Annotated in this window: 2 protein-coding genes and 1 pseudogene; all 3 read right to left on the bottom strand. The window is 64.0% G+C overall.

Annotated elements, in window-relative coordinates; genetic code table 11:
- Positions 1-214, bottom strand: a pseudogene (locus ACK4ZD_RS15425) (site-specific DNA-methyltransferase); the annotation flags it as partial.
- A 25-nt stretch (positions 215-239) separates the two neighbouring features.
- Positions 240-1,013 (bottom strand): DUF4391 domain-containing protein, encoded by a 774-nt coding sequence (locus ACK4ZD_RS15420; RefSeq protein ID WP_409664072.1) that lies wholly within the window; start codon positions 1,011-1,013, stop codon positions 240-242.
- Positions 1,014-1,015: 2 nt separating this feature from the next.
- Entirely contained in the window at positions 1,016-3,202 is a 2,187-nt protein-coding gene (locus tag ACK4ZD_RS15415) for a S8 family peptidase (protein ID WP_409664075.1), read from the bottom strand.
- Positions 3,203-3,281 lie beyond the last annotated feature (79 nt).

The raw sequence follows: 3,281 nt of genomic DNA, 5'->3' as shown, positions 1-3,281 counted from the left end.
CCCGACGCTTGCCGTGCCAGTTGAGGCCGTATTTCTCGTCGGCGTCGGTGACAGTGGCATCGCCCACTAGCGCCTTGAGTACGTCCACATTCACTGCCGCGCCATTGGGGCCCTCGGTGATGAGTTCCGGGAACAGCGCCTTGAGCTTTTCGATGTTCTGCGTCACCAGGTCGGCGGAACGGGCCTCCTGGCTTTCTGCGTCGATCTTCTGCATGTTGTTTTGCTCCTTCGATGTCATGTCAAAGTCGTTCCCGGTAGGCAGCGAGTTGCGCTTCCACACCCTTCAAGCGCAGGTTCAGTTCCACCTGCCGGGCAATCTGTTTTTCTTTCTGCGCCTGGGCGCGCAGATGCGCCGCCTCGGCTTGCAGTTGCTGGCACCGCGCAAGCGCCTGCCGGCGCGCGGCAGCCTGCTCGGCGCCTTGCGCCAAGGTAAAGCGGCCCGTCAGCCGGGCGGCAGCGAGCGCGGTGAGGGCATCCATCCAGCCCTGATAAAGCGCCAGGAGATGGGCGCTCGGCCGCCGGCTGATGGCAAGCGTGCCCAGGAAGCTCTGTAAGGCGTCGTCCGAGGGCGCATCATCCGGCAGACTCACCTGCGCAACCTCGCCATCGAGCACCATCCTGCCCGCCTCGTTCTGCGCCCAGCGTTTGTGTGCCAGCGAAAGCGACAGCTTCGGCGTGGCCACGGCGATGAGCAGCACCGGGTAAGGTACGGCGCGATGGATGAGCTCCGTCAGGCGCGTGAGCAGCGCGGCCGTGACCCGTCCATCCCGCAACGTGACGGTGAGCAGGGCGATTTCCAGATACTCCCGCTCGTCGTCGCGATACGGCGCGACCCCGATGGTGTTGGGCTTGAGCGCGGCCACCCACTCGACCGCCTCGACCGCCTCGTTGATGAGGCGCCTGTCGGCTGCAGTGGGCGCACCATGCTCCACCAGCATCTTTTTGGGCACGCGCTGATCGACCCGGCAACTTGCGGGGAGGTCGAAGGCGGCGAGCAGCGCATCCGAATCCATGGCTAGCTTTGCACCCTCGCACGTGCGCGGGCCTGGGCACGGGCTTGCAGCATGGCCTGTACCTGTGCGTAGAGCTGGGCGTTGGCCTGAGCTCGGTCGGCCAACACCACAGCCAGTGCGTAGGGCTCGTCTTCGGCACGGTGCTCGTCTTGGGACCATGCGCTGTCTTGCCGGGTGACCACGACAAACACTTTGTTTCGACCCCTTGGAGCTTGCTGAAAAGTCCAGCGGGAGACTTGTAGCGTGCCGTTCTTGCGGGTGTCGTTGGGCAGCCAGCGGCCATTGCCGTGTTCACCCATGCCTTGTTCCCGGTTGCGTTGGAAGGCTTGCGTCACTTCATTGAGGTTGGCGGCCACCACCAGGGTGAACCAGAGCTTGGCGCGGCGATAGTCCAACCGGGTCGTGCGTACTTCGGGGCTGTAGGCCAGTGCCACCGTGATTTCGCGGGCACGGCGCCCGTTGGCCCAAAAGCTGTCCGGCACGGGAAGCTCGAAGAAGTGGTATTGGTCGTTGCCGATGCGTTCTTCCGCCAGCAAGGTCACCGTGTGGTCGAGCGAGCGGTAGAGTGCCGCATCGTCCACACGCCCATAACCGATGAGTTGCAGCAGGCGGTTACGCCCTTCGGGCCTGTTTCCGGGACCGAGCAAGGTTTCGCAGGCTTCGGGCCAGCGGGCGTGCGCGCCAATCAGCGCCCGCAGCAGGTTCGGCGAGGCGTCGGACACGGCGGTCAACAGGCGCGCGGCTTTGTGCGCCACCTGCGGTGCGGCATAGCTGGTGCCGATGTCCTCCTTGAATGCTGGGCCCGTGGCAAACCCGCCGTTGAGTGACACGACTCCCAGCCCCGCATGGCGAGGGCGGCTGGCTGTGCGCATCAAGGCGATGTTCCCCGCATGTTCCACCACATCCGGCTTGATGGCGCCGTTGATGGAGGGTCCGCGTCGCGTCAACGGAAAGGGTTGGTTCGCCCGCGCCAGGACGTGATCTTCAATGGTGTTGGGATACTTCTGTGATTCGCGCGTGGCTTCGAACAGACTGATGCCGCCCACCGTGAGGACGTTGAGCGCCGTGGCCGGATCCAGCAGCCGGGCGTGCTCCTCGAACAAATAGTGGGGGTATTGCCCACGGGCATCTTGGGGGAGCTGGTTGAGCTGCAAGTTGCCCGCCGGCACCACGAACAACACACCCAGCTCACGCGTAAGGCGATCGAGGGTATAGGCCAGCCCGCGGACATGCCGACCGTCATAGACCTTATTCAGGTCGCCATAGCTCAGGTTGAAAACCTTGCAACCGTACTGCCCGTGCAGCTCACGCACGGCCTCCTCGACCGCCCTTTCTACAAACTCGGTCTGATCCTGGCCATCATCTTCGAACACCTTGCCGGAGAACAGACGCAGTTGGGGGATGAACTGCCCTCGCTGAATCGCGCCGTGGACGTCACCATACAAAGCCAATCCACCGACAAAGGTGCCATGCCAATGGGGATCGGTGTCGTGGGGGCTGCGATGCGGCTGCAAATAGCCTTGTGCATCGCCGACAGCAGGGCCGAGCAGCGAATGCCCCGGGGTGATGCCGGAGTCGAGGACGGCAATCGCCGGCGCCTTCGCAGGTGGCGGATCGAGGGGCGGAAACTGATTGATGTCCGTACCCAGCAGTTCGACGGCCACACCCAATCGAGGCGGCAGATCTACCGTGCGGACGTCCCGATGGCGCAGAAGCTGTTCGGCCTGATCCCCGTTGCAGCGCAAGCGTAGCATCACGAGAGAGGGCTGCTGAAGGTCGTCCAGCTTCTCGATGCCGAGCCCTTGCAGCCAGTCCAGGAAGGCGCGAACCATGGCCTGGCGCTTGTCTTGCCGCTCCTGAGGCCAGAGCTCGACATCGAGTGTGAACGGCGCTTGTGTGGGGAATCCCTGCTCACGCAGCGCGTTGCCCGTTCGGTCTTCGGGTGTCCAGCGCTCGAAGTCCTCGATGGCGTAGAGCAGTTCCTTGCGCGTGACGGCGCCGTCGCGTGCCAAGGTGGCAAGGCGTTGCTCGAATTCCATCAAGCCGTCATCGCTGGCGAAGGCCAGCACAACGGCTTCGTCCTCCTGGCTGACGATTTCGACACCGGGGATGGCGTCGAAAGCGGGCACGCTTTTGTCCCCGGCATGCAGCCGGATTTTCAGCAGTTTGCGGTCATCGAAGCCGCCAATGTCGGCTTGAGCAGGATCGGTGAGGCGTGTCTTCGCGGCCTGGAGCTTTTGGCCAAGCCCCGCGCCATGCGCACGTGGA

The sequence above is a fragment of the Caldimonas sp. genome (genome assembly GCF_046291045.1).
Taxonomy (GTDB): domain Bacteria; phylum Pseudomonadota; class Gammaproteobacteria; order Burkholderiales; family Burkholderiaceae_C; genus Caldimonas.
The sequence above is the reverse complement of the archived record's forward strand: the minus strand, read 5'-3'. Positions and strand labels throughout refer to the sequence as shown.

What these genes read in the sequence shown, in the direction of transcription:
- ACK4ZD_RS15420 (WP_409664072.1), bottom strand. Translation starts at nt 1,013, where the DNA reads ATGGATTCGGATGCGCTGCTCGCCGCCTTCGACCTCCCCGCAAGTTGC.